The organism is Streptomyces tauricus, assembly GCF_014650955.1.
In the GTDB taxonomy this organism is placed as follows: Bacteria; Actinomycetota; Actinomycetes; order Streptomycetales; family Streptomycetaceae; genus Streptomyces; species Streptomyces tauricus.
This window is the reverse complement of sequence record NZ_BMVY01000015.1, coordinates 20,312-45,209: the sequence shown is the minus strand read 5'-3', so window position 1 is coordinate 45,209 and position 24,898 is coordinate 20,312. Positions and strand designations below refer to the sequence as shown.

Annotated in this window: 20 protein-coding genes; 5 read left to right on the top strand and 15 right to left on the bottom strand. The window is 70.1% G+C overall.

Features of this window, described 5'->3' with window-relative positions; all coding sequences use genetic code 11:
- Positions 1 to 418 precede the first annotated feature (418 nt).
- The 5 genes from IE278_RS22805 to IE278_RS22785 all read right to left on the bottom strand — a co-directional run bounded on the left by IE278_RS22805 (position 419) and on the right by IE278_RS22785 (position 7,063).
- Entirely contained in the window at positions 419 to 1,834 is a 1,416-nt protein-coding gene (locus tag IE278_RS22805; RefSeq protein WP_189775096.1) for an NAD-dependent malic enzyme, read from the bottom strand.
- A 458-nt stretch (positions 1,835 to 2,292) separates the two neighbouring features.
- Complete coding sequence (locus IE278_RS22800; protein ID WP_246570535.1) at positions 2,293 to 4,776, bottom strand: HelD family protein; 2,484 nt, start codon at positions 4,774 to 4,776, stop codon at positions 2,293 to 2,295.
- 142 nt (positions 4,777 to 4,918) lie between these two features.
- Complete coding sequence (locus tag IE278_RS22795) at positions 4,919 to 5,692, bottom strand: anti-sigma factor family protein (RefSeq protein WP_189775095.1); 774 nt, start codon at positions 5,690 to 5,692, stop codon at positions 4,919 to 4,921.
- 38 nt (positions 5,693 to 5,730) lie between these two features.
- Entirely contained in the window at positions 5,731 to 6,252 is a 522-nt protein-coding gene (locus tag IE278_RS22790) for a sigma-70 family RNA polymerase sigma factor (RefSeq protein ID WP_010039908.1), read from the bottom strand.
- 217 nt (positions 6,253 to 6,469) lie between these two features.
- Positions 6,470 to 7,063 carry a CGNR zinc finger domain-containing protein gene (locus tag IE278_RS22785; protein ID WP_189775094.1) on the bottom strand — a complete coding sequence of 198 codons (594 nt, stop codon included), beginning with the start codon at positions 7,061 to 7,063 and terminating at the stop codon, positions 6,470 to 6,472.
- 258 nt (positions 7,064 to 7,321) lie between these two features.
- Between IE278_RS22785 and IE278_RS22780 the strand changes: the two genes are divergently transcribed.
- Positions 7,322 to 7,915: an anthrone oxygenase family protein gene (locus IE278_RS22780; RefSeq protein WP_189775093.1), complete on the top strand. Its 594-nt coding sequence runs from the start codon at positions 7,322 to 7,324 to the stop codon at positions 7,913 to 7,915.
- Positions 7,916 to 8,083: 168 nt separating this feature from the next.
- On the opposite strand, the gene IE278_RS22775 is transcribed toward IE278_RS22780, so the two are convergent.
- The 3 genes from IE278_RS22775 to IE278_RS22765 form a co-directional block, all read right to left on the bottom strand.
- Positions 8,084 to 9,268 (bottom strand): uroporphyrinogen-III synthase, encoded by a 1,185-nt coding sequence (locus tag IE278_RS22775; RefSeq protein ID WP_189775092.1) that lies wholly within the window; start codon positions 9,266 to 9,268, stop codon positions 8,084 to 8,086.
- 239 nt (positions 9,269 to 9,507) lie between these two features.
- Positions 9,508 to 10,890, bottom strand: coding sequence for a nitrate/nitrite transporter (locus tag IE278_RS22770; protein WP_189775091.1), 1,383 nt, complete (start codon positions 10,888 to 10,890; stop codon positions 9,508 to 9,510).
- A 260-nt stretch (positions 10,891 to 11,150) separates the two neighbouring features.
- The gene (locus IE278_RS22765) at positions 11,151 to 11,588 is read right to left on the bottom strand and encodes an ATP-binding protein (protein ID WP_189775090.1); all 438 of its coding nucleotides are present in this window, start codon (positions 11,586 to 11,588) and stop codon (positions 11,151 to 11,153) included.
- Positions 11,589 to 11,750: 162 nt separating this feature from the next.
- On the opposite strand from IE278_RS22765, the gene IE278_RS22760 reads away from it, so the two are divergent.
- The 4 genes from IE278_RS22760 (at position 11,751) to IE278_RS22745 (ending at position 14,831) form a co-directional block, all read left to right on the top strand.
- A complete protein-coding gene (locus IE278_RS22760; protein ID WP_189775089.1) occupies positions 11,751 to 12,605 on the top strand; it encodes a helix-turn-helix domain-containing protein in 855 nt (284 codons plus the stop codon).
- A gap of 9 nt (positions 12,606 to 12,614) precedes the next feature.
- Positions 12,615 to 12,806: a DUF397 domain-containing protein gene (locus IE278_RS22755; RefSeq protein WP_308434930.1), complete on the top strand. Its 192-nt coding sequence runs from the start codon at positions 12,615 to 12,617 to the stop codon at positions 12,804 to 12,806.
- Positions 12,807 to 12,841: 35 nt separating this feature from the next.
- Positions 12,842 to 13,501, top strand: a complete 660-nt coding sequence (locus IE278_RS22750) for a TMEM175 family protein (RefSeq protein WP_189775088.1) — start codon at positions 12,842 to 12,844, stop codon at positions 13,499 to 13,501.
- 124 nt (positions 13,502 to 13,625) lie between these two features.
- Positions 13,626 to 14,831 carry an SGNH/GDSL hydrolase family protein gene (locus tag IE278_RS22745; RefSeq protein WP_189775087.1) on the top strand — a complete coding sequence of 402 codons (1,206 nt, stop codon included), beginning with the start codon at positions 13,626 to 13,628 and terminating at the stop codon, positions 14,829 to 14,831.
- Positions 14,832 to 15,446: 615 nt separating this feature from the next.
- On the opposite strand, the gene IE278_RS22740 is transcribed toward IE278_RS22745, so the two are convergent.
- The 7 genes from IE278_RS22740 to IE278_RS22710 form a co-directional block, all read right to left on the bottom strand.
- Complete coding sequence (locus IE278_RS22740) at positions 15,447 to 16,493, bottom strand: hypothetical protein (RefSeq protein ID WP_189775086.1); 1,047 nt, start codon at positions 16,491 to 16,493, stop codon at positions 15,447 to 15,449.
- The gene (locus IE278_RS22735) at positions 16,481 to 17,140 is read right to left on the bottom strand and encodes a hypothetical protein (RefSeq protein WP_189775085.1); all 660 of its coding nucleotides are present in this window, start codon (positions 17,138 to 17,140) and stop codon (positions 16,481 to 16,483) included. The genes IE278_RS22740 and IE278_RS22735 overlap by 13 nt, the downstream gene beginning before the upstream one ends.
- A gap of 292 nt (positions 17,141 to 17,432) precedes the next feature.
- Positions 17,433 to 18,389 (bottom strand): SDR family NAD(P)-dependent oxidoreductase, encoded by a 957-nt coding sequence (locus tag IE278_RS22730; RefSeq protein WP_189775084.1) that lies wholly within the window; start codon positions 18,387 to 18,389, stop codon positions 17,433 to 17,435.
- Between the two features lie 204 nt (positions 18,390 to 18,593).
- The gene (locus tag IE278_RS22725) at positions 18,594 to 20,027 is read right to left on the bottom strand and encodes an acyltransferase family protein (protein ID WP_189775201.1); all 1,434 of its coding nucleotides are present in this window, start codon (positions 20,025 to 20,027) and stop codon (positions 18,594 to 18,596) included.
- Positions 20,028 to 20,092: 65 nt separating this feature from the next.
- Positions 20,093 to 22,300, bottom strand: a complete 2,208-nt coding sequence (locus IE278_RS22720; RefSeq protein WP_189775083.1) for a bifunctional polysaccharide deacetylase/glycosyltransferase family 2 protein — start codon at positions 22,298 to 22,300, stop codon at positions 20,093 to 20,095.
- Entirely contained in the window at positions 22,300 to 23,385 is a 1,086-nt protein-coding gene (locus IE278_RS22715) for a hypothetical protein (protein ID WP_189775082.1), read from the bottom strand. The genes IE278_RS22720 and IE278_RS22715 overlap by 1 nt, the downstream gene beginning before the upstream one ends.
- Before the next feature lie 428 nt (positions 23,386 to 23,813).
- On the bottom strand, positions 23,814 to 24,857 hold the full coding sequence (locus IE278_RS22710; protein ID WP_189775081.1) for a LysR family transcriptional regulator: 1,044 nt from the start codon (positions 24,855 to 24,857) through the stop codon (positions 23,814 to 23,816).
- Between the last annotated feature and the right edge of the window lie 41 nt (positions 24,858 to 24,898).

Sequence of the window (24,898 nt, the reverse complement as noted above, 5' to 3'; positions counted from 1 at the left end):
GGTCCCCGGACCCGGGTCCGTGGCCGGACCCTTGGCGCCCGAAGACGCATCCTGCCCCCACCTGCGGCGGGAAAGCCAATCCGGCACCCCTGGGAGTCACACGAAAAGCGCCACGGCCTCGAAATGGTGACGCTCCGTCCGCTCCCGGCAGCGGACCGCAGGGCCGGTAAGGACCTGGTGGGCCCGCAGGGACCGAGCCATGGCCGCCACCCTAGAGGCGCGCCGAGGCGCTGTGTCCGGCGACGCGCCGGTTTGGGACCGGGGTGGCAACCGTCACAGACCCGGGGGCGCCGCCCCCGGACCCCCGCTCCTCAGACGCCGGAGGGGCTGACCATGAGCCCGTCCGGCGTGTGAGGACGAGCGCGCCAGCGCGACAGGGGGGTCTGGGGCGCAGCCCTCAGGGAGGTGAGGCGGCGCCTCAGACTGTGACGCCTGCCGCCTTCGCCGCGTCGCGCACCGCGCCCGCCACCGCCCCCGCGACCTTGTCGTTGAAGACGCTGGGGATGATGTAGTTCGCGTTGAGCTCGTCCTCGGTCACGACCTCCGCCAGCGCCGTTGCGGCCGCAAGCATCATCTCGGTGTTGACCGTGCGGGACTGGGCGTCCAGGAGTCCGCGGAAGACACCCGGGAAGACCAGCACGTTGTTGATCTGGTTCGGGAAGTCCGAGCGGCCGGTGGCCACGACCGCCGCGGTCTGCCGGGCGATACCCGGGTCGACCTCGGGGTCGGGGTTCGCGAGCGCGAAGACGATCGCGTCGTCGGCCATCGCGGCCACGTCGTCGCCGTCCAGCACGTTCGGGGCCGAGACGCCGATGAAGACGTCCGCGCCGCGCACGGCCTGCTTCAGCGTGCCCGTGACGCCCTCGGGGTTGGTGTTGTCGGCGATCCACCGCAGCGGCGAGTCCTCGGCGGCCTTCACCAGGTCCTCGCGGCCCGCGTGCACGACACCGTGGATGTCGGCCACGACGGCGTGCTTGACGCCCGCGGCGAGCAGCAGTTTCAGGATGGCCGTACCGGCCGCGCCCGCGCCGGACATGACGACGCGGATGTCGCCGATCGACTTGCCGGTCACGCGCAGCGCGTTCGTGAGCGAGGCGAGGACGACGATCGCCGTGCCGTGCTGGTCGTCGTGGAAGACGGGGATGTCGAGGGCCTCGCGCAGACGGGCCTCGATCTCGAAGCAGCGCGGGGCCGAGATGTCTTCGAGGTTGATGCCCGCGAAGCCGGGGGCGATCGCCTTGACGATCTCCACGATCGCGTCGGTGTCCTGCGTGTCCAGGCACAGCGGCCAGGCGTCGATGCCGGCGAACCGCTTGAAGAGCGCGGCCTTGCCCTCCATCACCGGCAGGGCGGCCTTCGGGCCGATGTTGCCGAGGCCGAGCACGGCCGAGCCGTCGGTGACGACCGCCACCGAGTTGCGCTTGATGGTCAGACGGCGGGCGTCCTCGGGGTTCTCGGCGATCGCCATGCACACGCGGGCCACACCGGGCGTGTAGATCATCGAGAGGTCGTCACGGTTGCGGATGGGGTGCTTGGACGCCATCTCGATCTTGCCGCCGAGGTGCATCAGGAACGTACGGTCGGAGACCTTGCCGAGCGTGACGTCCTCGATGCCGCGCAGCTGCTCGACGATCTCTTCCGAGTGCTTCGTGGAGGACGCCGCGATGGTGACGTCGATACGGAGCTTCTCGTGGCCGGAGGCCGTCACGTCGAGGCCCGTCACCGAGCCTCCGCTGGACTCCACGGCGGTGGTGATCTGGGAGACCGCGGTTCCGCTCGCGGGCACCTCCAACCGGACCGTAATCGAGTAGGAGACGCTGGGCGCCGTTGCCATGGCCGACTTCCTCTGCTTTCACCGGGTACTACGGGTACTGCGAGCACTACTTGCTCGTGGTTTGCCGTCCGATCGTCGCACCTACCGCGGAGTACGTGGTAGCCGCCCCGGATTGAGAACCTTTTGTTCACCACGGCAGAGGTCCACGTCACTTGGTGACGTGGACCTCTGCCGTGCGACTACTGCTGTTTCCTACGTTCAATGACACCGACCCGCCATGCTCGCCTCGCGGCAAGTGGTCGCTCGTAGCGACGAAGGTTGGGCCCGGGGGCTTGGATCGGGCCGGTGTCACGTCAAAGGTAACAAACGATCCCCGTAAGGCAATTCCCGCACCGTGGGTTCACAGGGAAGCTTTACGCGGACGGGCCCCGCGGTTCACCGGAGCGGGCCCCGCACTTCACGGACCCGCCCGGCCCGACCCGAGGGGACAGGACCCGCCCCACGCGGGGCAGACCCGCTCAGTCCCGCAGCAGATCCGGTACCCCGTCCGCGTCCGGCTCGTCGCGGGCCGCCGAGACGATGGTGAGCTGCTGGGTCGCCCGGGTCAGCGCCACGTACAGCACCCGCAGTCCGGCCGGTGACTCGTCGGCGATCTCCGCGGGCGACACGACCACCGTGGCGTCGTACTCCAGGCCCTTGGCCTCCAGGCTGCCGAGGGCCACCACGCGGTCCCCGAGCCCGGCGAGCCACCGTGCGGCCTCGCCCCGGCGGTTCATGGCGACGACGACGCCGACCGTGCCGTCGACCTGGTCGAGCAGCCGGGCGGCCTCCTCCCGCACGGTCCTCGACAGGGCGTCCCGCGCCCCACCGGAGCCGCCCTGACCGCTCTGTCCGCCCTGGCTGCCCTGTCCGCCCGTGGCGCCCGCCTGGCTCCCGGAAGGCACCGCGGTCACGAAGCGGGGCCGCACGCCCGTCGAGCGGACCGCTCTCGGCGATTCGGAGCCGGGCATGGCGAGGGCCAGCACCTTGGCGGCGAGTTCGGCGATCTCGGCGGGGTTGCGGTAGTTCACGGTGAGCGTGAAGCGGCGGCGCGGGCGGCTGCCGAGGGCCTCGTCACGGGCCTCGGCGGCCTCGTCCGGGTGCGACCAGGACGACTGGGCGGGGTCGCCGACCACGGTCCAGGTGGCGTGCCGGCCGCGGCGGCCGATCATGCGCCACTGCATGGGCGTGAGGTCCTGCGCCTCGTCGACGATGACGTGCGCGTACTCCGTACGCTCCTGGGCCAGCCGTTCGGCCCGCTCGCGCTGCGTCTCCTCGCGCTGGGGCATCAGCTCCTCCAGCCCCGTCAGCTGGTCGAGCGGGTCCAGGTCGCGCTTCTTGCGGGGGCGGGTCGGGGTGCCGACGATCGCCTCCAGCTCGTCGAGCATGGCCACGTCGTGCACGGAGAGCCCGTCCCGCTTGAGGGAGCGAGCCACCCGCCGTACCTCGCCGGGGTTGAGGATCCGCCGCGCCCAGCGCCCGAGCCGCCGCTCGTCGGACATCGCCGCCAGCACGGCGCGCGGTGTCAGCTCGGGCCACCAGGCGTCGAGGAAGCCGATGAAGGCGTCCTCGGAGCTGACGTCCTCGTCGAACGACGAGCGCAGTTCGGCGGCCAGCTCGGGGTCGGTGTGCCGGCTGCCCGCGCCGGAGCGCGACCAAAGGGCGTCGAGCAGCAGTTTGCGGGCGCGGGGGCGCAGCAGGTTCACGGGCGCGGTCCCGGAGAGAGCGTTCTGCCGGATGCGGTCCAGCTCGGGCGCCTCCAGCTCCAGCCGGCGCCCGAAGGCGACCACGCGCAGCCGGGTGGGCGTGACCGCCGGGGCCCGCGTGCCGGGCTCCTCGTCCTCCTCCCCCTCGTCACCGAAGGAGAGCTGCCCGGACGACTGGGCGGACGGGGCCGGAGCGCCGGGCGCGCCGGACGTCTCCAGTGCCCCGCGTGCCGCCTGCCGCAGCACCTTGAGCATCCGGTGGGACCCCTTGGCGCGGGCCACCGCAGGTGCGTCGTACTGGGTGGCCTCGGCGCCGTCGACCAGGGAGCCGACCGCGCGGATGGCTACCTGGCCCTCCTCGCCGAGCGACGGCAGGACGCCTTCGGTGTACGCGACGAGCAGCGGCGTGGGCGAGACGATGAGGATGCCGCCCGCGTACCGTCTGCGGTCCTGGTAGAGCAGGTAGGCGGCCCGGTGCAGTGCCACCGCGGTCTTGCCGGTGCCGGGGCCGCCCTCCACGTACGTCACGGACGCGGCGGGGGCCCGGATGACCAGGTCCTGCTCGGCCTGGATGGAGGCGACGATGTCCCGCATGGTGTGGCTGCGGGCCTGGCCCAGGGCGGCCATCAGGGCGCCGTCGCCGATCACCGCCAGCTCGTTCCCGGCGAGGGTGGCCTTGAGCTCCGGGCGCATCAGGTCGTCCTCGACCCCGAGAACCTTGCGGCCCTTGGAGCGGATGACCCGGCGGCGTACGACCCGGCCGGGGTCGACCGGGGTGGAGCGGTAGAACGGCGCGGCTGCGGGGGCCCGCCAGTCGATCACCAGCGGCGCGTACTCGGCGTCGAGGACGCCGATACGGCCGATGTGGAGGGTCTCCGCGATGTCGGCGGTGTTGTCGGGCCGGACGGCTCCCTCGGCGGGTTCGACCGCCGTGTACGCGCCGTCCGGGCCCTTCTTGCCGTCCTTGCCGAGGAGGAGGTCGATCCTCCCGAAGAGGAAGTCCTCGAACTCGTTGTTCAGGCGGTTGAGATGGATCCCCGCCCGGAACACCTGCGCGTCGCGCTCCGCGAGTGCCCCGGGCGTACCGACCTGGCCGCGCTGGGCGGCGTCGTTCATCAGGAACTCCGCCTCGTGGATCTTTTCCTCAAGACGCTGGTACACCCGGTCGAGGTGTTCCTGTTCGACGCCGATCTCCCGGTCGCGTACGGAGTCGCCTACCGGATCGAGCGCCATTTCCTGCTGAACCTGAGCGGCCACCGGGCCCCCTTCTGACGTGCATGGCAGCCGTCAACCGTACGCGAAGGGGAGCCCGTCGGGCTACGTTTCCGCTCTTGATCCACTTACCGGTCGGCCGCGCGCCGGCTTTCCCGTCGGCCCGCACGCGACCTCACGCGCCGGCTCACGCGTCGACCTCGACCAGTTTGTCACCGTCGAAGGTGACGACCTCGAAGTGGTCGATGTCGGCGCTGCTCATCGCCACGGCGCCCTGGAGATAGAGCGGATTCCTGGCCAGCTCGGTGGCGGCGCCCTTGATTCCGTAGCCCCACTTCGGGACGGTCCAGGTGGTCGCCGTCTCCCGCTCGCCGCTCTTGCTGACGGCGACGAGGGAGCACTTCTGCGGGCCCTTGACGTTCTTCAGCTGGAGGGCGATACCCGTGCCGTAGGGCTTGCTCTCCGTGCCGACCGCGGCGTTGACCTGAGTGGCCGCGTCCGTCGCCTCGACCTTGTCCTTCATCTCCGTGAACACCTGCTTGGCGGGACTGACCGACGCCAGCGGCTTGGCCTCCTGCGCGGTGTCACCGCCGCTGGTGGCCGCGATCGCCGCGATCGGGCCGCCGATGATCAGCGAGGCCGCGAGTCCGAAGAACAGGCGCCGGCTCTTCTTGGCCTTGACGCGCCGCTCGACCACTTCGCCGACCAGCCGGTCGGAGAGCTGTGGGCTCGGGCGGACGGCCAGTGTCTCGCCGATGGCCGGTGTGCCGCGCGTACCCGGCAGGTCCGCGAGGGCGGCGAGCATCGGCTCCATGCCCGCGAGTTCGTCGAGCTGCTGCCCGCACCACTCGCAGGTGGCGAGGTGCGCCTCGAACTCGGTCGCCTCGGCGTCGTCGAGGATGCCCAGCGCGTAGGCCCCTACCGTCTCGTGCAGATCGCCCTGCCCTTGCGAACTTTGCATGGGTCCAGGACTACCCGTTCCGTATCCCCCGTATGTGCTCATGCCGTCACCCCCCGCTCCTCCAGTGCGAGCTTCATCGAACGCAGGGCATAGAACACCCGTGATCGCACCGTGCCGCTGGGTATCCCCAGGGTCTCGGCGGCTTCGTTTACGGTACGCCCCTTGAAGTACGTCTCGACCAGTACCTCCCGGTGGGCGGGGGTCAGGTCGTCGAGCGCGTCAGAGAGTGTCATCAGCCACAACGCCTTGTCGATCTCGTCCTCCGCGGGAATGACCTCCAGCGGCGACGGGTCCACCTCCTGCGGCCGGGCCTGCCGGCTGCGGTGCCCGTCGATGACGATGCGCCGGGCGACCGTCACCAGCCAGGGGCGTACCGAACCGGTCGCTCGGTTGAGCTGACCGGCGTTCTTCCACGCGCGGATGAGCGTCTCCTGCACGACGTCCTCCGCCCGCTGCCGGTCCCCGGCGACCAGCCGCAGCACATAGGCGAGCAGGGGCCCCGCGTGTTCCCGGTACAGCGCACGCATCAGCTCCTCGTCGGGTTCCGAGGGCTGGGACATGCGATGTCGGGCCCTCGGCGATCGTTCATCGGCCACGGCGGAATCCTTGCGCACGCCTACCTCCGGTGTCCGGGGGATCCCCCAGTCGGTCGCTCATCTCCGGATACGGGTGCGGGCGTTGCGCTGTTCAAAGTGAATGGAATTCTTTGTGGGGAGCGTGAGGATTTCTCCTCCTCATCTGCTCCACAAGTGCTTCACGAGGGATCCACGGCAGATCCTAAGCCCGTGCGAGGGCTGCTCTGCGCCGGTGCCTGGCCACCCGTTCGCGGTTTCCGCACACCTCACTGGAGCACCACCTGCGGCGACGCCCTCTGGACGTATCCAGGTAGACGATGGGGCAGTTGTCTCCCTCACACTGCCGGATGCTCGCGCGGGCCGCCGGGTCCGTGAGGAGCTCCACCGTGTCACGGGCGACCGCCGCGAGGAGCGCCGCGCAGGTCGGCGGAGCGCACAGGCCGCGCACGAGCGAGCCGCTCGCGTCCCACACCGCCAAGGGTACGGGCGGTGCGGCGCGGGCGAGTTCGTTGACCCGGGCCAGCGCGATGACGAAGGGCCGGGAGTCCCGGGACGGCTCCTTGCTCACCAACTGTCCGATATGACCCCGCAGTTCACGAAAGCCCACGATCCAGGAGGAGTCGGCCGCCGCGAGGGGCGTACCCGCCGGGACGAGTCCGGATCCGGTGATCCAGGCCCGCAACGGCTCGGCCGAGTCGAGCCGTTCCTCGGGGTGCGTGGTCGCGAGGAGATCGAGACAGATCCGCCCGGAGTCGAACCGCAGCTCGTACGGGGCCGTGGCCGTGCCCAGTGCCATGTGCCTGTCACCGCCTTGAGGTCGCCGCCATGAGGGGCCGGTGAGGGATCGTGAGGGTGGGGGTCCGTGAGAGGGCCACGCGGGGCCCGTACCCCCTACAGTGCCTTCCCCCGCGCGCGGCGGGAAGTCCCACGCCGTCCCGTACCCGCCCGCGCCGTCCGGCCGCCGGCTTGTCCGCCGTGCGGGCTGGACGTCCGCTTATGCCGGTGCGCGTGTGAACCATGTCGTCCGGCCCTGCCCGGCACTTGACTCGACACCATGACAGCCGACACGGAGAACAGGACGACGACGGAGAGCGGTGGAGGGCGGAGCGGGTCCGCCGGGGGTGTGCTGGTCGCGGCCACGGTGGCCGTGGGGCTGATCGCCGGGCTGTTCTACGCGTTCGCGTGCGGCATCATGCCGGCGCTGGCCCGCAGCGACGACCGCGTGTACGTCGAGGTCATGCGGAACATCAACGAGGTCATCCAGAACCCGGTGTTCCTGCTGACCTTCCTGGGCGCGCTGGTACTGACGGCCGTCGCGGCCTGGCAGTCGCGCGGCTCACCGCGCTCGCGCGTGTGGGTGTTCGCGGCGCTCGTCGCGTACGGGCTGGCGTTCCTGCTCACCGTCACCGTGAACATCCCGCTGAACAACGACCTCGCGGACGTAGGGAATCCGGCGACGACGGCCGACGCGGCGGCCGTGCGCGAGGAGTTCGAGGACCCGTGGGTGGCCTGGAACGTCGTACGGACCGTGCTGTGCACGCTCGCGCTGGGACTGTTGGCACGAGCGCTGACGCTGTACGGCCGCGATGGCCGCCACGGCAGGTCCGGCCCGTCCGGCCCGTCCGGCCCGCCCGGCTCGTCCCGGTGAGCCGGCGCCTGTGAGCCGTCCGGCCGACCCGGACGTCAGGGCTCGGCGTACGCGTCACAGGCCGGCGTACGCGTCAGACATCGGCGTACGCGTCACACGTGAACGTCCATGTCACACGTGGACGTACGTGTCACACGTGGACGTACGTGTCACACGTGGACGTACGTGTCACACGTCGGCGTACTTGGAGTCGGCGGCCGGGTCGAGGGCCAGCCGGTAGCCGCGTTTGACGACGGTCTGGATGAGCTTGGGCGTGCCCAGTGCCGTACGCAGCCGGGCCATCGCGGTCTCCACGGCGTGCTCGTCCTTGCCCGCGCCGGGCAGCGCCCGCAGCAGTTCGGCCCGGGCCACCACCCAGCCGGGCCGCCGGGACAGGGCGCGCAGCAGGGACATCCCGGCGGGCGGTACGGGCCGCAGCGCGTCGTCCACCAGTACCGCGTGCCCGCGGATCTCCACCCGGTGCCCGGCGATCGGCAGGGTCCGCGCCCGGGAGGGCAGTTCCTTGCACAGCACCTGTACGAGGGGGCCGAGCCGGAAGCGTTCCGGCTGGACCGTGTCGACGCCCCTGGCCTGCAGCGGCAGCGCGGTGACCGGGCCGACGCAGGCGGGCAGCACGTCGTGGTTGAGGGCGGCGAGCAGTTCGGGCAGCAGCCCGCGCTCGTCGGCGCGGCCCAGCAACGAGGCGGCGGCGGGGGCGCTGGTGAAGGTCAGCGCGTCCAGGCCACGGCTGATCGTGGCGTCGAGCAGCCGGTCCAGGGGCCCGATGTCCTCCGGGGCCATCCACCGGTACACGGGCACGCCGACGACCTCGGCGCCCGCGGCCCGCAGCGACTCGACGAAGCCGGGCAGCGGTTCGCCGTGCAGCTGGACCGCGATCCGGCGCCCGTCGACCCCTTCGTCCAGCAGACGGTCGAGCACCTCGGCCATGGATTCGGAGGACGGCGACCATTCCTCGGTCAGCCCTTGGGCGCGTACCGCACCTTTGACCTTGGGTCCACGGGCGAGCAGTTCGACACCGCGGAGCACGGAGAGCAGTTGTTCTCCCAGCCCCCAGCCGTCGGCGGCCTCGATCCAGCCGCGGAACCCGATCGCGGTGGTTGCGACGACGATGTCCGGTGCCTGGTCGAGCAACTGCTTGGTCGCCGCGAGCAGTTCGCTGTCGTCGGCGAGAGGCACGATGCGCAGGGCGGGGGCGTGCAGAACGGCGGCCCCGCGCCGCTGGAGCAGGGCGCCGAGTTCGTCGGCGCGGCGGGCGGCGGTCACCCCGACGGTGAACCCCGCGAGCGGCCCGTGCTCCGTTCGGTCCGGTTGCTGATTCGGTTGCTGCTCCGGTCGCTGTGGTTCCTCGTACATGGCTCTCGTCCCGCTTCGAGTGGTGTTCGTCCGCGTCACCCGCTGGGTTGGGGCGTCCCGCTCGGAGTGTCGGAGACCCCTCAGGTACCGGGGTTCAGGTACCGGAGTCTCCGGGGCGTCCTCTGCACGCCCCATGTGCCCGCCTCAGGGCGGACCACCGAGCCTGTCAATCATGCGTGACAGGCTCGGTTCGGCTTGATGTCGCCCGTGTTACGTCACGTGCCGGGCGACGTGTCGCGTCACACCTCGGCGTAGCTGAGCTGGGTCTTCGCCTCCGACTCGGTCGTGGCGGCCGACCCGGAGGCGGCGGGGCGGCGAAGGTATACGGCCCAGGTGACCGCGAAGCAGGCCGCGTAGAAGGCGAGGAAGGCGAGGAAGGCTCCGGTGCCGGAACCGACGCTGAGGAAGGACTGCCGGAAGGCCAGGTTGATACCGAGCCCGCCGACCGCGCCGACCGCGCCGATGAGCCCCATGGAGGCACCCGACAGCCGCCGCCCGTACGAGGCGGCCTCCTCCCCGGTCAGCCCCTTGGCGGCGGCCTTGGCCTGGAAGATGCCGGGGATCATCTTGTACGTGGAGCCGTTGCCGAGCCCGCTGAGCACGAACAGCACGATGAACGCGGTGGTGAACAGGGCGAGCGACTTCTCCATGGAGGCGACCACGATGACGGCGGTCGCGGCGCCCATGCCGACGAAGTTCCACAGGGTGATGCGGGCGCCGCCGTACTTGTCGGCGAGCCAGCCGCCGACGGGCCGGATCAGCGAGCCGAGGAGCGGCCCGATGAAGGTGACGTACGCCGACTCCAGCGGCGTACGCCCGAACTGTGTCTGGAGGACGAGCCCGAAGGCGAAGCTGTACCCGATGAACGACCCGAACGTCCCGATGTAGAGGAAGGACATGATCCAGGTGTGCGGGTCCTTCACGGCCTCGCGGGCGGCGCCGGTGTCGTTCTTCACGGACGTGATGTTGTCCATGTACAGGGCGCCGAGCACGGCGGCGATGACGATGAGCGGGATGTAGATCCCGAGCAGCAGCCGCGGACCACCGTTTGCCCCGATGACGGCGAGCCCGATGAGCTGTACGACGGGTACGCCGATGTTGCCGCCGCCGGCGTTGAGCCCGAGGGCCCAGCCCTTCTTCCGCAGCGGGAAGAAGGAGTTGATGTTGGTCATGGAGGAGGCGAAGTTCCCTCCCCCGACACCGGCGAGCATGGCGCACACGAGGAAGGTCCCGAACGAGGTCCCGGGCTCCATCACCACGAAGGCGGCGATCGTCGGGACGAGCAGCATGCTCGCCGCGATGATGGTCCAGTTCCGGCCGCCGAAGCGGGCGACGGCGAAGGTGTAGGGCACCCGGACGATGGCGCCGACCAGCGTGGCCATCGAGATGATGAAGAACTTGTCGGCGGGGGTCAGCCCGTACTCGGGCCCCATGAAGAGCACCATGACCGACCAGAGGGTCCAGATCGAGAACCCGATGTGCTCGGAGAGTACGGAGAAGAAGAGGTTCCGGTGGGCGACCTTCTCCCCCGTCTCCTTCCAGAACGTCTCGTCCTCCGGGTCCCACTGCTCGATCCAGCGGCCCCCCTTGCGCGTCGTGATGCTGCTGCTCGGGGCTGTCATCTCACGCCTCCACGATTTCTCCGGGTGGTGTTCCCGAAGGTAGGGAGGGCGCGTTTCCGCGCTGTGCCTGCGGGTGACCACGGGGGAACGTTGCTCTCACCCCCGGGCGGGGGGCGTGGTGAGGGTTTCGACCGAGGGTCGCACAGGGTGACTGCCCGGAGTGCGTGAACGCGGGCGGACAAGGGCGTGCGTAGGGGGTTGCGCAGGGGTCTGTAGGGGGGTGTAGGGGGGTACAGGGAGGGAAGCTGCAGGGGGGCTCCTCAGACCTCGAACCACAGCAGCTTCCCGGCGCCGCGTCCGAGCGGGCCGTCACCGAAGGACCAGCCGCCCCAGGAACTCGCGCACTCCCGTACGAGGAGCAGCCCGCGCCCTCCCTCGGCGCCGGCCGGGGCGGTCGGGACCCGCCCACCGGGAGGCTGATCGAAGGCAGCCGGAACATACGGACTGCTGTCCCACACCCCCACGCGCAGGCGCCCGTCCTCCAGCGCGGTCAGCCGCAGCGAGGCGGGCCCTCCGGTGTGCCGGTAGGCATTGGTGACCAGCTCGGACGCCAACAGCTCGACGACGTCGAGGGCTTCACCCCTCCCGTGCCCGTCCAGCGCGGCCCGCACGGTCATGCGTGCGACGCGGGCGGCACGGGGGTCATGGGGCAGACGAAGGGCGTACGTCCAGGTGTCGGGCGGGGCTACGGTGACCATGGGTGCCTCCGAAAAGAGGTGGGTTGGGTGCACTTCCGCTGGGCGATACACGACCACCGCAGAGCAGGCGGTTAGATGGATCTAACCTTTCTATCCAGAAGCATCCATGCTTCACTCGTGTGAGGGAGAGGGACACATGCCACGGCCAGGTAAGGACGCGCTTTGCCGCCCACCAGTAATCCGACGCTGAGGCAGCGAAGGTTCGGTGCCGAGCTGCGCAAACTTCGCGAAAGGGCCGGACTGACCGCAACCGGTGCCGCCGAACTGCTCGGCGTCAACCAGGCACGCGTCAGCATGATCGAGACCGGCCGTACGCCCGTCAGCGCCGACAAGGTCCGCTCCATGGCCCGCGCGTACGCCTGCGCGGACGACCGGCTCGTCGACGCCCTGGCCGCGATGACCGGGCGCCGCACCCGCGGATGGTGGGAGGAGTACCGCGAGCACCTGACCGCCGCGCTGGTCGACCTCGCAGAACTCGAGCACCACGCGACCGGTCTGCGTGTGGCGCTGATCATCCACATTCCCGCCCTGTTGCAGACGACGGACCACGCACGCTCACTCTTCCGGCAAGTGGCCCCGCCCATGCGGCAGTACGAGGTCGAGCACCGCCTCACGTTCCGCATCAAGCGGCAGGGCATCCTGCACCGGGAGAACCCGCCCCCGTACGCGGCGATCATCCACGAGTCGGCGCTTCGCATGGGCTTCGGCGGCCCCGCAGTGGCCCGCGAGCAGCTCAAGCACCTGAACGACATGAGCGAGCTGGCCCATGTGACCGTCAGAGTGATTCCCTTCGGGACGGACCACTTCCCGACCACGGGCCAGTCGTTCGACTACGTCGACGGCCCTGTTCCGCAGCTCGACACCATCCAGTTGGACTCGCACCACGGCGCCTGCGAATTCCTCGACGCCGAGGCACAGCTGAGCAAATACCGTGCCGTCCTGGACCGGATGGAGTCATGCGCCCTGAGTCCCGCCAAGTCACGGGATTTCATCCACCGTCTCGCCAAGGACACATGAGAGGGACCCATGCTGCACGCCACCGACTGGCAGAAGTCCACGTACAGCGGGGACGGGTCGAACTGCGTCTATGTCGCCGCAACGCCCACCGGAACGGTCCACCTCCGCGAGAGCGACGACCCCGACACCACCCTCATAACAACCCGCCCACGCCTGGGCGAACTGATACGCGCCCTGAAGGCGCAGCCACCCGCTCCCTAAGATCACATACACAATTCAGATGTCAGGGAGTTCGCATGAGCGGGACCGTTCGGCCGGAGCCAGGGTTCTCGCCCGAGAGACTGGCCTTCTTCACCGACGCCATCTTCGCGATCGCGATGACCCTGCTGGCCGTCGAACTGGACCGCCCGGACGAACAGGAACTGGCGTCGGCCCGCGCGCTGGGCAGCTTCCTGGTGGACCAGCGGGACTCCTACCTGGCGTTCGCGCTGGCGTTCATCCTGCTCTGGTCGGTGTGGCGCCGCCACCACAAGCTGATGGACCGGATCGACAGGCTGTCGAACGCGTTCACGGGCTGGCACGCGCCGTTCCTGCTGCTGGTCGCGTTCCTTCCGTTCCCGACGGCGGTCATCGGCGCCTCGGCGACCAATCCGATGGCGGACACGCTGTTCGCCGGCACCATGGCGGCCATGGTCTGCTGCGAGGCCGTCATCAGGGAGATCTCCGCGAGAACCGGCCTGACCACAGGCGACCCCGCGGAAGCCCGCCACCAGGCGGACGGCTCCTGGGCGGTCGGCCTCTGGTTCATCCTCAGCGGCGTCGCCGCCTGGCTGATCCCGTACGCATTCGTTCTCTGGTTCTTCGCCCCGCTCGCCTCCCCGTACGGCGGAGCGCTGATCTCCCGCCTGCGCACGCCGCACAGGGACCCGCACGACGTGAACGCGCCGCGGCCCTAGGGCGTAGCGGCGAGGCGCACCCCGGCGCGCGGTCGGCGTCAACCGATGGCGACGCCCGACCCGTTGGAGGGGCAGCACGGCCCTCGGCGCATATCCCATGTTTGCCTTGGCAATTGACAGCGACATGAGAACTACTTGGGTACGAGGCCGGGGCCGGGCCCGATGCCGCAGGCGCATCGCGGTCGCGACCGCCGCCGTGGCCGCCCTGTGCGGAGCCGGCCTCACGCAGGGCGGAACCGTACACGCGCAGGGCAAGGCCGCGGAGACGCCGTGGGTGGTGTCTCTGGGCGACAGCTTCATCTCCGGGGAGGCGGGCCGCTGGTCGGGCAACAGCAACGACAGTGCCGGCGGTTACTCCGGCACCGACCGGGCCTTCGACCAGCCCAGCAGGACGACGGACGAGCACCGGGTGTACGGCGCGTCCTACGACAACGGCTGCAACCGCTCCGACAGCGCCGAGGTCCATTCCTCGCCCGCCCCGGCCGGGGCGCATCGGCTCAACCTCGCCTGCTCGGGGGCCACCTCGACCGCGATCCTGCTGCCCGAACACGGCGGGAGGCCGTTCAAGTCAGAGCCGTCCCAGGCCGAGCAGCTCCAGAAGGCCGTCACCGGCCACCCCGTACGGGCGGTCGTCGTCTCCGTCGGCGGCAACGACCTCGGCTTCGAGGACGTCATCGTCGCCTGCGCCAAGGGCTTCGTCACTCCCATCGGGGCGTCGCCCTGCGCTCCCACGCAGGCGCCGGAGGTCAAGAAGCGGCTGCCCGCGATGCGCGCCGCGGCCGTGAACTCACTCGCCGACGTCACCACGGCCATGAACCGGGCGGGCCATCCGGCGGGCAGCTACCGCCTGATCCTGCAGTCCTACCCGTCGCCGCTGCCCGACGGCGCGCGTATCCGCTACCCCGGGGACAAGTACGACCGGCTGACCGACGGTGGTTGTCCCTTCTTCGACAAGGACCTCACCTGGGCCCACGACCAGCTCGTCCCCGACATCAGCAGCACGCTCGCCTCGGCCGCGCGTGAGTCCGGCGCCGAGTTCCTCGACCTGTCGCGCGCCTTCGACGGCCGGGAGGTCTGTTCCACGACCACCGTCCAGGCGGGCCCCCGCGAGCGGCCCTCGGGCCGTACCAGCGAATGGGTCCGCTTCGTGACCACCGGCGCGGGCCAGGGCCAACGCCAGGAGTCCCTGCACCCCAACCACTACGGCCAACTGGCCCTGGGCGCCTGCCTGGGCCTCCACCTCACCCGAACCCCGGGCGACCACCGCTGCACCAACACCCCCGGAGAGGGCCCGCGCGCAATGCGCCTGAGCCCAGCACCCAGCAACTGAGAACGACCGTGACGTCCCGTACCCGCCGGTCACCTCCGCCAGGTACGGGACACACGGCGGCCTGGGGTACGCGGCTACCTCAGGGGCGACACTTGGTACTCCCCCGCTGTGACGTCAGTTTCTCCGTGCTCCAGACGCCTTGGCCGTTTCCTTGAGTTCCTGTCTGAACTGCTCGCTGCCTGCCGCCGCCTCGCCCTCGGAGTAATAGCGGTCGGCCTTGCAGCGCCTCCTGTTCGGCGATGGCCATGTCCACAGCCTTGATGAACTGCTCACTGTCGCCCAGGACGGCGTCCTTCTCCTTGTCGCCGGTCTTCTTCCACTCGAAGGCGTACGTCAGATCCGAAGGCAGCTCGATCTTCGGCCGCCCCGCGACAGCCGACCCGGACGCGGACGGCGAAGCACGCTTCCGCGTGCCTGCGCCGGTGTGGACGCCCGCGGCCTCGTCGTCGGGACTGTCACCACCGCAGGCGGAACAGCGACAAGGCCGCGACGGCGGTCAGTGTGACCGTGGCGAGCAGGGTGGGACGGCGGTTCACAGATGTCTCCCCTGGGGCAAAGGCGGCTTGAGCGCGGCCACGCTACCGAGGACAGGGCACCTGATCCCCGCCCACCCCGTCAGCGGTTGATCGACTGGATCTCCTGCACGATCACGTCCTGGTCGGCTCCGAACTCGCCGGGAGGCAGGTCCTGCGGCTGGTTGACTCCCGTACCCGTCCACGAGATCTTCCACGTGACCGTCGCCTGGAGCTTGTACGAGCCGTCGCCCGACGAACGCAAGTAGCGCACACCGCACGGCGGGGTCTCGTCGGCCTTGCCCTTGGCGTAGGGCTCCCCGATACGGCCGTCGTTGCCGATCGCACACTCGCCGGAAGCCGGGTAGGTCTCTGCGTCGCCGGTGCCCGGCTCGATCTTCAGCGAGATCGGCTCAGCGGTGGTGGTCGCCTGGAGACCGATCGCGGGTATGGACGCCGTGACCGAGACAGGCTTGAAGTCGGCGCCGTCCAGCCAGGCCCAGGTCGGCAGGTTCACCTTGGTGGTGCCTTCGGGGGCCAGTTTCACCGCCGTGCCGGGCACCCTGATCTCGGCGTACGCGAGTTGGGCAAGCATTTCGGGAGTGATGGCGTTCTGGATCCTGGCAGGCGGCGCGTCACCCGTGTCCACCCAGAACGGCGGCTCCGTGCACTTGTCCCAGCCGGGCGGATAGCTGTCGTTGACGTACGAGTCCCAGAAATAACCCTTGCCGGTCTTTTCCTTGTTGAAGTCCTTGTACTCACCGCCGTTGACGTACTTCTCGCGCTGCTCGGCGTCCCACTGGTCCCCCGTCGACCCCGCCTCCCAGATCGGCTCCATGTATGCCTGGAGCTGCTCGGGGGTGTACTTCGGGGCGTACCAGCAGGCGGGCGGGGTCCAGGTCGTCGTGGGGCTCACGGCCCCGACTGAGCCGCCGCTGCCGTTCTTGGAACGGTCGTAGACGATCGTGCCGACGGAAGCATTGATGGTGTCGCCGTCGGCGCCCCCCGAAGGACCTTTGCCCGGACCAGCACCAATTCCCCCTTTACCGGGGTTCTGGGTGGCAACAGCGGAGGGAGAGAGGGTCCAGAACACCGACCCAGCCACGATCGTGATCGCGACAAGACGCTGGAGTCTGATCACGGCTGGCACCTGTCGGCCCCACGAGTGGACGAAATCTTCACGAGCTCCCAGACCCCTTTCTTGTTCTTCTGGACCTGCGCTCCATAGGCGATGTAGCTGTCCTTGGTGACCTTGCTTCCCTTGATCTCGTTGGTCTTGATCACCTTGCTGAAGCCCTTGCTCTCGTCACCGCAGTAGCTGAGCGAAGCGCTGTCCTTGGAGTTGACCGTGACCTGCCGGTCGAAGAAGCGCACGGTTCCAGTGACCGTCCAGCCGACATCCTTGAACGCCTTCACCCACTCCTCAGCCGCAGCCGCGCCTTCGCCCTCCGTGTAGTACTCGAGAGCGGGCAGCCGGGGGTTCTGGGCGACGATGGCGGCGTTCAGTGCGCGAGTGAACTCCGCGTTGTCCTTCAGGACTGCGGACTTCACGGCGTCACTCGCCTGTTCAGGTGTGAAGGTGAGCTTGACGTCCGACGGCAGCTCGATCTTCGGGCGCCCGGCTGCAGCCTCTTCCGAAGCGGTCGGCGAAGGTGACTTCTCCTTGCCGGTGTCCGCGCCCGCGATCTTGTCGTTGGCCTTGTCCTCGGAGTTGCTGTCGCCACCGCAGGCGGACAGCGTCAAGGCCGCAGCGGCGGTCAGCGTGATCGCTGCGAGCAGAGTGGGACGGCGGTTCACAGATGTCTCCCGTGAGGCGAAGGTGACTTGAGGGCGCCACGCTACCGAGGGCACGGGAGGCGACACCAGTGCGAACTCCAGCAAACCGAGGCTCGTGGCAAAACTGAAACGACAGGGTTGCAGGGGGGTGCGTGGGCGGAGACACGCGTCGGCCCCTGCCATTCCCCCCACCCGTCCCGTCAGTCGCCCGACGAACGCAGATACCTCACACCAACCGATGCCGGTCACAGATGTCTCCCCTGAGGCATAGGCGGTTTGCGGGCGCCACGCTACCCAGGGGTCGGGTGCGGCTTCAGCTGAAGTTGTGGTGTGGGTCCATGCCCGTCAGCTTCGCGCTGGCCGTCCACAGGTGGGCCGCCACGGCGGGGTCAGCCATGTGCGAGGGGACCTGCTCACGTCGTGGCAGTCCGCGCATGCCGAACAGCCTCGGTCCCCACAGCTGTCCGCCCCGCACCTCCGGGTCGAGGACGGCGCGGACGACGGGCCACGCTCCTGCGTCCTTGCCCTGCACCAGGAGGCCGACGGGCAGGGCGCGTAGCCGCTCGCCGGGAGTTGTCACGTGGATCGGCACGCGGGACGGGGTGAGGGAGTCCAGGGCGCCGCCGGGGTGGGCTACCACGCTGAGCGCCGTGCTGCCGACGGCACGCAGCCGGCGGTCGAGTTCGAAGCCGAAGCACATCTGCGCCAGCTTCGACCGGCCGTATGTGCGCTTGGGCCGGTAGTTCTGGGACGACTGCAGATCGTCCAGGTCCACTCGTTCGGACCGTGCCGCGAAGCTCCCCACCGTCACGATGCGGCCCGCCGGCGCCGCGGACAGCAGAGGGGCCAGCCACTGGGTGAGCGCGAAATGGCCGAGGTGGTTGGTGCCGAACATCAGCTCGTGGCCGTCCTCGGTCTCCCGACGGGGCGGGTCGTCGAGCGCGACCCCCGCGTTGTGGACGACCGCGTCGAGATGATCGAGATCCAGGGCGTCCACGGCCGTCTTCAGGGAGGACAGGTCGGCGAGGTTCAGGTGCAGGTGCCGCACCTGCGCGCCGGGGACGCGCGAGCGGATCGAGGTCATTGCGGCGTCGGCCTTCGCGGCGTCCCGGCTGCCCAGTACGACGACGGCGCCGGTGGCGGCGAGCTGCTCCGCGACGAAGTAGCCGATCCCGGCGTTGCCCCCGGTGACCAGGAAGGTCCTGCCCTCTGCGGGAGGCAGCCGGTGGACGTCCCACGGTCCGCTCTGGAGTGGGGATGCGGAAGACACTGTGACCGGCTCCTTGCGATCGGGGCGGTGTGCTCGCAGGGAGCACCGATCCGCCCAAAGTCGCCGTCTCCACCGACAGATCGCCGACAGGTCGTGGTCACCGCCGACAGACGTCCGACGCACGGGGACAACGGAACGGAGCGCGGGCCAGGCTCTCTGCCTGGCCCGCGCGAATATCCGACTGCACCTGCCGTCCGTGCGGCCCTAGCGCGCTCGTGCTCGCGCCCGCGCCCGGGGCCGGGAGTGGGACGCCGGGCCCGAACCGGTTCCCGCGCCGGGGCCGGCGTGCGTGCCCGGACGGGTCGGCTTCTTCGAGCCCGTCGGCCACAGCCGCGGACTCCGTTTCGCCGCCAGGTCCTCGATCCAGCCGACGGCGAGGATCGCGAGGCCTATCAGGGGCCAGACCAGGACGAACATCCACACCATGTACGTGGCGTCCAGCAGGCCCACCATCCGGTCGTTCATGAACGGAAGGTTGTAGAGCTGGTCGAGGATCGGCACCGTCGCCATGATCAGGAGGTTGTGCCACAGGTAGATCGTCATGGCACGGCTGTTGGAGAGGGTGACCAGTTTGTCCCAGCGCTTGAGGCGGCCGGGGAGGTCCTGCCAGGACGGGGAGTACTGGAGCAGGATGACCACGAACCCGAAGGACCAGGTGGCCTGGGCCAGCGGGATGTCGTTCAGGTCCCAGCCGTCGGGGCCCAGATGGCCCGACGCCCACCACAGGCCGAAGGCCATCAGCAGGGTCGAGCAGGAGACCGCCACATAGCGCGGGATCTTCTGCAGCATGCCCTCGTAGTGCGCGAACCCGAGGACCCAGCAGCCGCCGTAGACCGCGAAGTCCGAGACCGCGTTGCCCGTCTCACCGGGGATGGTGACGACGCCCGTACCGACCACGGCCGTCAGCCCGAGCGGGGCCAGCAGCGTCACCCACGGGGCCCGGCGGAACGCCCACAGGAGCAGCGGGGACGCGAGGACGAACCAGAGGTACGCCCGCAGGTACCAGAGCACGCCCGCAGACTGGACCGCCCAGGTCTGCTCCAGGAGGCCCGACTTGTCGCCGATGCTCCACGGGAACGGCGGGGCGCCGATCGGTACGACGTAGTTGAACAGCTCGATCAGACCCCAGGTGCCGCCGTTGTCGGGGTCCTCGGAGATGTTCCAGCCCGCGGCGAACATCATGGCGAGCATGACCGCGCTGAACACCCACAGGGGCGGCAGGAGCCTGCGGATACGGCCGCGGATCACGCCCAGGGCCGGGCGCTTCAGCGAGCGCGCCATCAGGGAACCGGCGAGGGCGAACATCACGCCCATGGACGGGAAGAGGACCGTCAGCCAGGCCCAGCCGAACAGGTGGTAGGCGACCACGCGGAACAGCGCCAGGGTGCGCAGCAGGTCCAGATAGCGGTCACGGCCGTTCGCCTTCTTCGGCGCGGAAGCGGTCGAAGCGGTCGAAGCGGTCGAAGCAGCGGCCGGAGTGGTGGGAGCGGGTACGGACGGCGCCCGGGACGCGGCGGACGCGGAGGGCTCCTCGAAGGGAGACCCCGGATTCTCCGCCGGAACCCTCGTGCCGAACGCGCCGGGTGCGGGGGGTGCGTCAAGCAGCGGGGATGTGTCCGGCTTGTCGAACGGGGACATCACCCACCTCGCGTCGTACCCCGGCTCCTCCGGGAGACCGCCCGGATCAGTGGTCTGGTCGTGCGTCATCCGACGGGCCTCCGGTCGCTTCCGGTGCCGCTCTCCGCGCGCTGCCGGGGTACGGGACCGGCCGCGGCGCCCGGCGCCGAGCCGACCACGCCCGTGCGCCGCAGTTTCTGCCAGCGCAGCCGGCCGCCGGTGAGGGCGGTGATCCAGGACTGGAGGAGGACCACGTACATGAGCTGGCGGTAGAGGATCTGCTGCAGGGGCAGCGAGATGAGGTGGGTCATGCGTTCCTTGTCGAGCCGGAAGGCGTACGCGGCGCAGACCGCCTGGATGGCGAGGACGCCCAGCCAGGCGCCGATCGTCTTCTCGGTGGGGCCGAACACGATCCCGTACAGCAGGAACACGTCGATCAGGGGGGCCAGGAGCGGGGCCAGGACCATGAAGAAGGAGATCAGGGGGAGGCCGACGCGGCCGAAGCGGCCCGAGGGGCCCCGTTCGACGAGCGCCTTGCGGTGCTTCCAGATCGCCTGCATGGTGCCGTACGACCAGCGGTAGCGCTGGGACCACAGCTGCTGGACGGACTCCGGGGCCTCGGTCCAGGCACGCGCGTTCTCCGCGTAGACGACCCGCCAGCCGTCGCGGTGCATCGCCATCGTGATGTCGGTGTCCTCGGCGAGGGTGTCCTCGCTCATGCCGCCGACGCGCTCAAGGGCCGAGCGGCGGAAGGCGCCGACGGCTCCGGGGATGGTCGGCATGCAGCGCAGCATGTCGTACATACGGCGGTCGAGGTTGAAGCCCATCACGTACTCGATGTGCTGCCAGGCGCCGATCAGCGAGTCGCGGTTGCCGACCTTGGCGTTGCCCGCGACGGCGCCCACGCTCGGGTCGCCGAAGGGCTGCACCAGTTCGCGCACGGTGGCCGGCTCGAAGACGGTGTCGCCGTCCATCATCACGATGAGGTCGTGCTTGGCGTTGGCTATGCCCCGGTTGAGGGCGGCGGGCTTGCCCGCGTTGAGCTGGCGCACGACGCGTACGTTCGGCAGCCGCAGGTTCTCCACGATGCGGGCGGTGCCGTCGCTCGAACCGTCGTCGATGACGACGACCTCGATGGGCTGCTCGCTCGCCACCAGCGAACGCACGGTGGCCTCGATGCACTTGGCCTCGTTGTACGCCGGCACCAGCACCGAGACCGGTTCGGTGACCGGCGGTCCCCAGCGGAAGTTCTTGCGCCGCACACGCCGGGCGTGCGCGACCGAGAGGACGAGCATCAGGCCGAAGCGGGTGATGACCAGGGTGCCGATGACGGCGAGGCAGACGACGAGGGCGTCGGTGGTCTTCTCGGAGAACTGCACCGCCCACGTCCAGGCCTTGCCCTTCCACAGGTCGAGCCCGGTGACCTGGGTGTGCGCGCTGGGGGCACCGAGCGCGCCGGTCAGGTTGTCGAACTCGTACCCCTTCTTCTGCAGGTCGGGCAGGAAGCGGTCGAGTGCCTCGACGGTCTGGTGGCGGTCGCCGCCGGAGTCGTGCATGAGGACGATGGCACCCTTGCCGCCCTTGGGGGTGGCGCGGCGGATGATCTCTTCGACGCCGGGCTTCTTCCAGTCCTCGCTGTCGGTGTTGTTGACGACGGTGAGGTACCCGCGGCTGCCTATGTACTCGGTCACCGGCCACGACTTGTCGTCCATGGCGTCGGCGAACGAGGAGTACGGCGGCCGGAACAGCGACGTACGGATGCCGGCCGCGCCCGCGAGCGCCAGCTGGTTCTGCGACAGCTCCCAGTCGATACGGCTCTTCGACTGGAAGGAGAGGTCGGGGTGGTTGAACGTGTGCAGGCCGACCTCGTGGCCCTCGTCGACCATGCGCTGGACGAGGTCCGGGTAGCGCGAGGCCATGGTGCCGGTGACGAAGAACACCGCGTGCGCGTCGTGCTTCTTCAGGACGTCGAGGACCTTGGGGGTCCACTCGGGGTCCGGGCCGTCGTCGAAGGTGAGGACGAGATGGTGTCTTGGCACGCTGAGGCTGGCGGTGCGGCCACCGCGGGTGTCGATGACCGGACCGCCGTCGAGAATCTTCTCGGGTACGCGGTCGGTGGCGGCCTCGGGCTGGATGCGGTGGTCCGCGAGTATCTCGCTGTGTACGTACCCGCGCAGCATCAGCATCGCCATCAGGGCGATGAGGATCAGCGAGGGCAACAGGTAGCGCATGGGCAGGCGGCGACGCCGTACGGCGCCCCGTCCTGCGCCGCGCGTGCTGGTGCGGCGTGCCATCAGAGGATGTTCTCCGGGGAGGACGGGGTGGGGGGGCTCGGCTCGATGGGAGTCGGCTCCGCCGTGAGCGGGGCGTCGGCAACGTCGTTGGTACCGCTTCCGGCGGGGGCCTCGGTGGTGGGGCCGTCCGTGACGCCGGTGTCGGTCGGTTCCGGCTCGGGGTCCGGTGACGCGGGGACTTCGTCGGTGGGGTCGTCGCCCGGGTCGGGCGAGTTGTTGGTGCCCGTGCCCGGCTTGGTGGTGCTGGCGGAGGGCTTGGGGTCGGCCGAGGTGTCGGGCGCCTTCGCGCTGGCCGACGTGTCGGCCGAGAGGCTGGCGCCGGGTGACGGCGTCGTGCCCTCGGTGCCGGAGACGCTCGCCTCGGGCGAGGCGCTCGCCGAGCCGGAGGGGTCGGCGGACTCGGTGGGCTGCGGCGAGGGTTCGACCTGGCCTGCCGGTGAGTCTCCCTGCTGGTCCTTGATGGGCAGCCAGGGGGCGTTCGAGTTGCCAGATATGAGGGTGATGAGGATGGCCACGGCGTAGACCGCGCAGGCCAGACCCACCGCCATGCCTATCCTGCGGTACATCCGGCTGCGGCGGCCTGTCTCGTCGACGAAGACCGGGCCGTCCGAGCCCTCCTGGGTGCTGGGGGCACCCTTGGCCTGCTGGACGAGCCAGTCCTCCAACTGCCGCCCCACACCGTCGAGCTGGACCGTGACCTCGTGCGGGTCATGGGTGTGCTCGGGGTGCTCGGACTCCTGCCAGGAGTCGTGCGCGGCGGCGCCGGCGTCCTGCCCGGCGGCGGGGTCGTACCCGGGACCGGGGTCGTACCCGCCGCCGACGGGGCTTTCGGAGAAGCGGGCGGTGTCCTGAGTGCCCGGGAAGCGGGCGGTGTCCTGAGTACCGGAGAAGCGGGCTGTGTCCTGAGTGCCGGGGAAGCGGTCGGTGCTCGGCCCCTCCGGGAAGCGGGCGGTGTCCTGGGCGCCTGGGAAACGGGCGGTGTCCTGGTTCCCCGGGAAGCGGTCGACGTCCTGGTCGTCGTCCCTCTGCCGCGGCACGGCCGCGGCGGCCTCACGCCGGAACCAGCCGTCGGACGCGCCCGTCACAGCGGACGCACCGGGCACCCCCGCGACCGATCCCGATCCAGGGACCGCTCCCGCTCTCGGCCTCGATCCCTGCCCCGGGCCGCTCATGACCTCGGTCACGTCCGCGCCGCCGGCATGGCCGGAACCGTTACGGAAGGGCTGATCAGGACCATTTCGAAGCGCCCGGCCGGTCTCGTCCCGAGCCGTACGGTCGTCACCGCCGACCCCGGGCTGATCGGATTCATTCCGACCCGGTTGAGCGTCTTCTGGCCAACTTTTCACGCGCACGTACATCCCCCCACGGGAATCGTTCTGGGGTGGCGCGTGCGACCCGGATACTCGCACGTCGTCGTCCGGAACCGGACCCCCATCCGGTCCGAGCGCCCCCTTTATCACACTGCACCCGGGCCACGAATGTATCGCACGTAGCCATGAGTGAGGGTTATGTGTCAGATCCGACTCATCATGATGAGTGCATCCGTGGCCGGAATCCATCCCTCTGCAGGGCGCTCCAGCCAACCCTCGTCCGCCGCGAGCCGCGCCGCCGCAGTCCTCAATGCCGCAACTCCACGATGCACCAGACCCTTCCGCCACACCAAAGACACCGGCGACAACGGGACAGGGTCGACGAGGGGACGAAGCGTTGAACCCGGCATGGCCGGAAAGTCCACCACGGCCAGCACAGGGGTTCGCGTCTTGGCCATGATCCTCCGGAACTCCTCGGTGCCGATGGCGAGCGGCGCGGGTGCCGCCACCTCGATCCCGCGTCCCTCGAAAAGCTGACGGGCCAGGCCCGTCCATTCCAGCGTCCGGGGGTTACCGGCTCCCGCGTACACCTGCTCCCCCGCCAGGGCGTCGAGCGGTACGGCGTCCAGTGCGGCCAGGTGATGGTCCTCGGGCAGTACGACGGCCATCGGCTCGTACCGTACGGGCTGCTGCTCCAGGCGGGCGCGCACGGCCGGTTCGAGGCCCGCGAAGCGGCCGAAAGACGCGTCGAGCCGGCCGGCCAGCAGCTCGGCCGCCGCGCCGGTGAGGCCGCTCTCGAAGCGGGCCATCAGTTCGCAGTCGGGGACGAGTTCGCGGGCCAGCGCCAGGATCCGCCCGGAGACGAGGCCCGGGCTGTTCACGTCCACGAGCAGGGGGCACTCGGCGCCCGTCCTGCCGTACGGGCCCGCCCGCCCGAAGGCCGCGAGCAGGTCGTCCTGCGCCTCCAGGGCCCGCCGCGCGTGGGGCAGCAGCCGCTCGCCGTCGGGGGTGAGCGCGACCTGCCGGGTGGTGCGTACGAAGAGGTCGGCGCCCAGTTCCCGCTCCAGGCGCCGGATGTCTCGGCTGAGGGCCTGCTGGGCGACGTACAGCCGGGCGGCCGCGCGCGTGAAGTGCAGGTCCTCGGCGACGGCGAGGAAGGCGCGCAGCAGGCGGGGGTCGAGGTGGGCGGAGTACGCGGAGTGCTCGGCGCGGGCGGGGTCGGCGGGGTGGGAGGGGTGCGCGGGCATCGGGCGAACTTACAACGCGGGTGCGTGAATCGGTACGGAGA

Coding starts and splice junctions, on each gene's coding strand:
- IE278_RS22805 (WP_189775096.1), bottom strand. CDS start 1,834: ATGGCAACGGCGCCCAGCGTCTCCTACTCGATTACGGTCCGGTTGGAG.
- IE278_RS22795 (WP_189775095.1), bottom strand. CDS start 5,692: ATGCAAAGTTCGCAAGGGCAGGGCGATCTGCACGAGACGGTAGGGGCC.
- IE278_RS22790 (WP_010039908.1), bottom strand. CDS start 6,252: ATGTCCCAGCCCTCGGAACCCGACGAGGAGCTGATGCGTGCGCTGTAC.
- IE278_RS22785 (WP_189775094.1), bottom strand. CDS start 7,063: ATGGCACTGGGCACGGCCACGGCCCCGTACGAGCTGCGGTTCGACTCC.
- IE278_RS22780 (WP_189775093.1), top strand. CDS start 7,322: ATGACAGCCGACACGGAGAACAGGACGACGACGGAGAGCGGTGGAGGG.
- IE278_RS22775 (WP_189775092.1), bottom strand. CDS start 9,268: ATGTACGAGGAACCACAGCGACCGGAGCAGCAACCGAATCAGCAACCG.
- IE278_RS22770 (WP_189775091.1), bottom strand. CDS start 10,890: ATGACAGCCCCGAGCAGCAGCATCACGACGCGCAAGGGGGGCCGCTGG.
- IE278_RS22765 (WP_189775090.1), bottom strand. CDS start 11,588: ATGGTCACCGTAGCCCCGCCCGACACCTGGACGTACGCCCTTCGTCTG.
- IE278_RS22755 (WP_308434930.1), top strand. CDS start 12,615: ATGCTGCACGCCACCGACTGGCAGAAGTCCACGTACAGCGGGGACGGG.
- IE278_RS22750 (WP_189775088.1), top strand. CDS start 12,842: ATGAGCGGGACCGTTCGGCCGGAGCCAGGGTTCTCGCCCGAGAGACTG.
- IE278_RS22745 (WP_189775087.1), top strand. CDS start 13,626: ATGAGAACTACTTGGGTACGAGGCCGGGGCCGGGCCCGATGCCGCAGG.
- IE278_RS22725 (WP_189775201.1), bottom strand. CDS start 20,027: ATGTCCCCGTTCGACAAGCCGGACACATCCCCGCTGCTTGACGCACCC.
- IE278_RS22720 (WP_189775083.1), bottom strand. CDS start 22,300: ATGGCACGCCGCACCAGCACGCGCGGCGCAGGACGGGGCGCCGTACGG.
- IE278_RS22710 (WP_189775081.1), bottom strand. CDS start 24,857: ATGCCCGCGCACCCCTCCCACCCCGCCGACCCCGCCCGCGCCGAGCAC.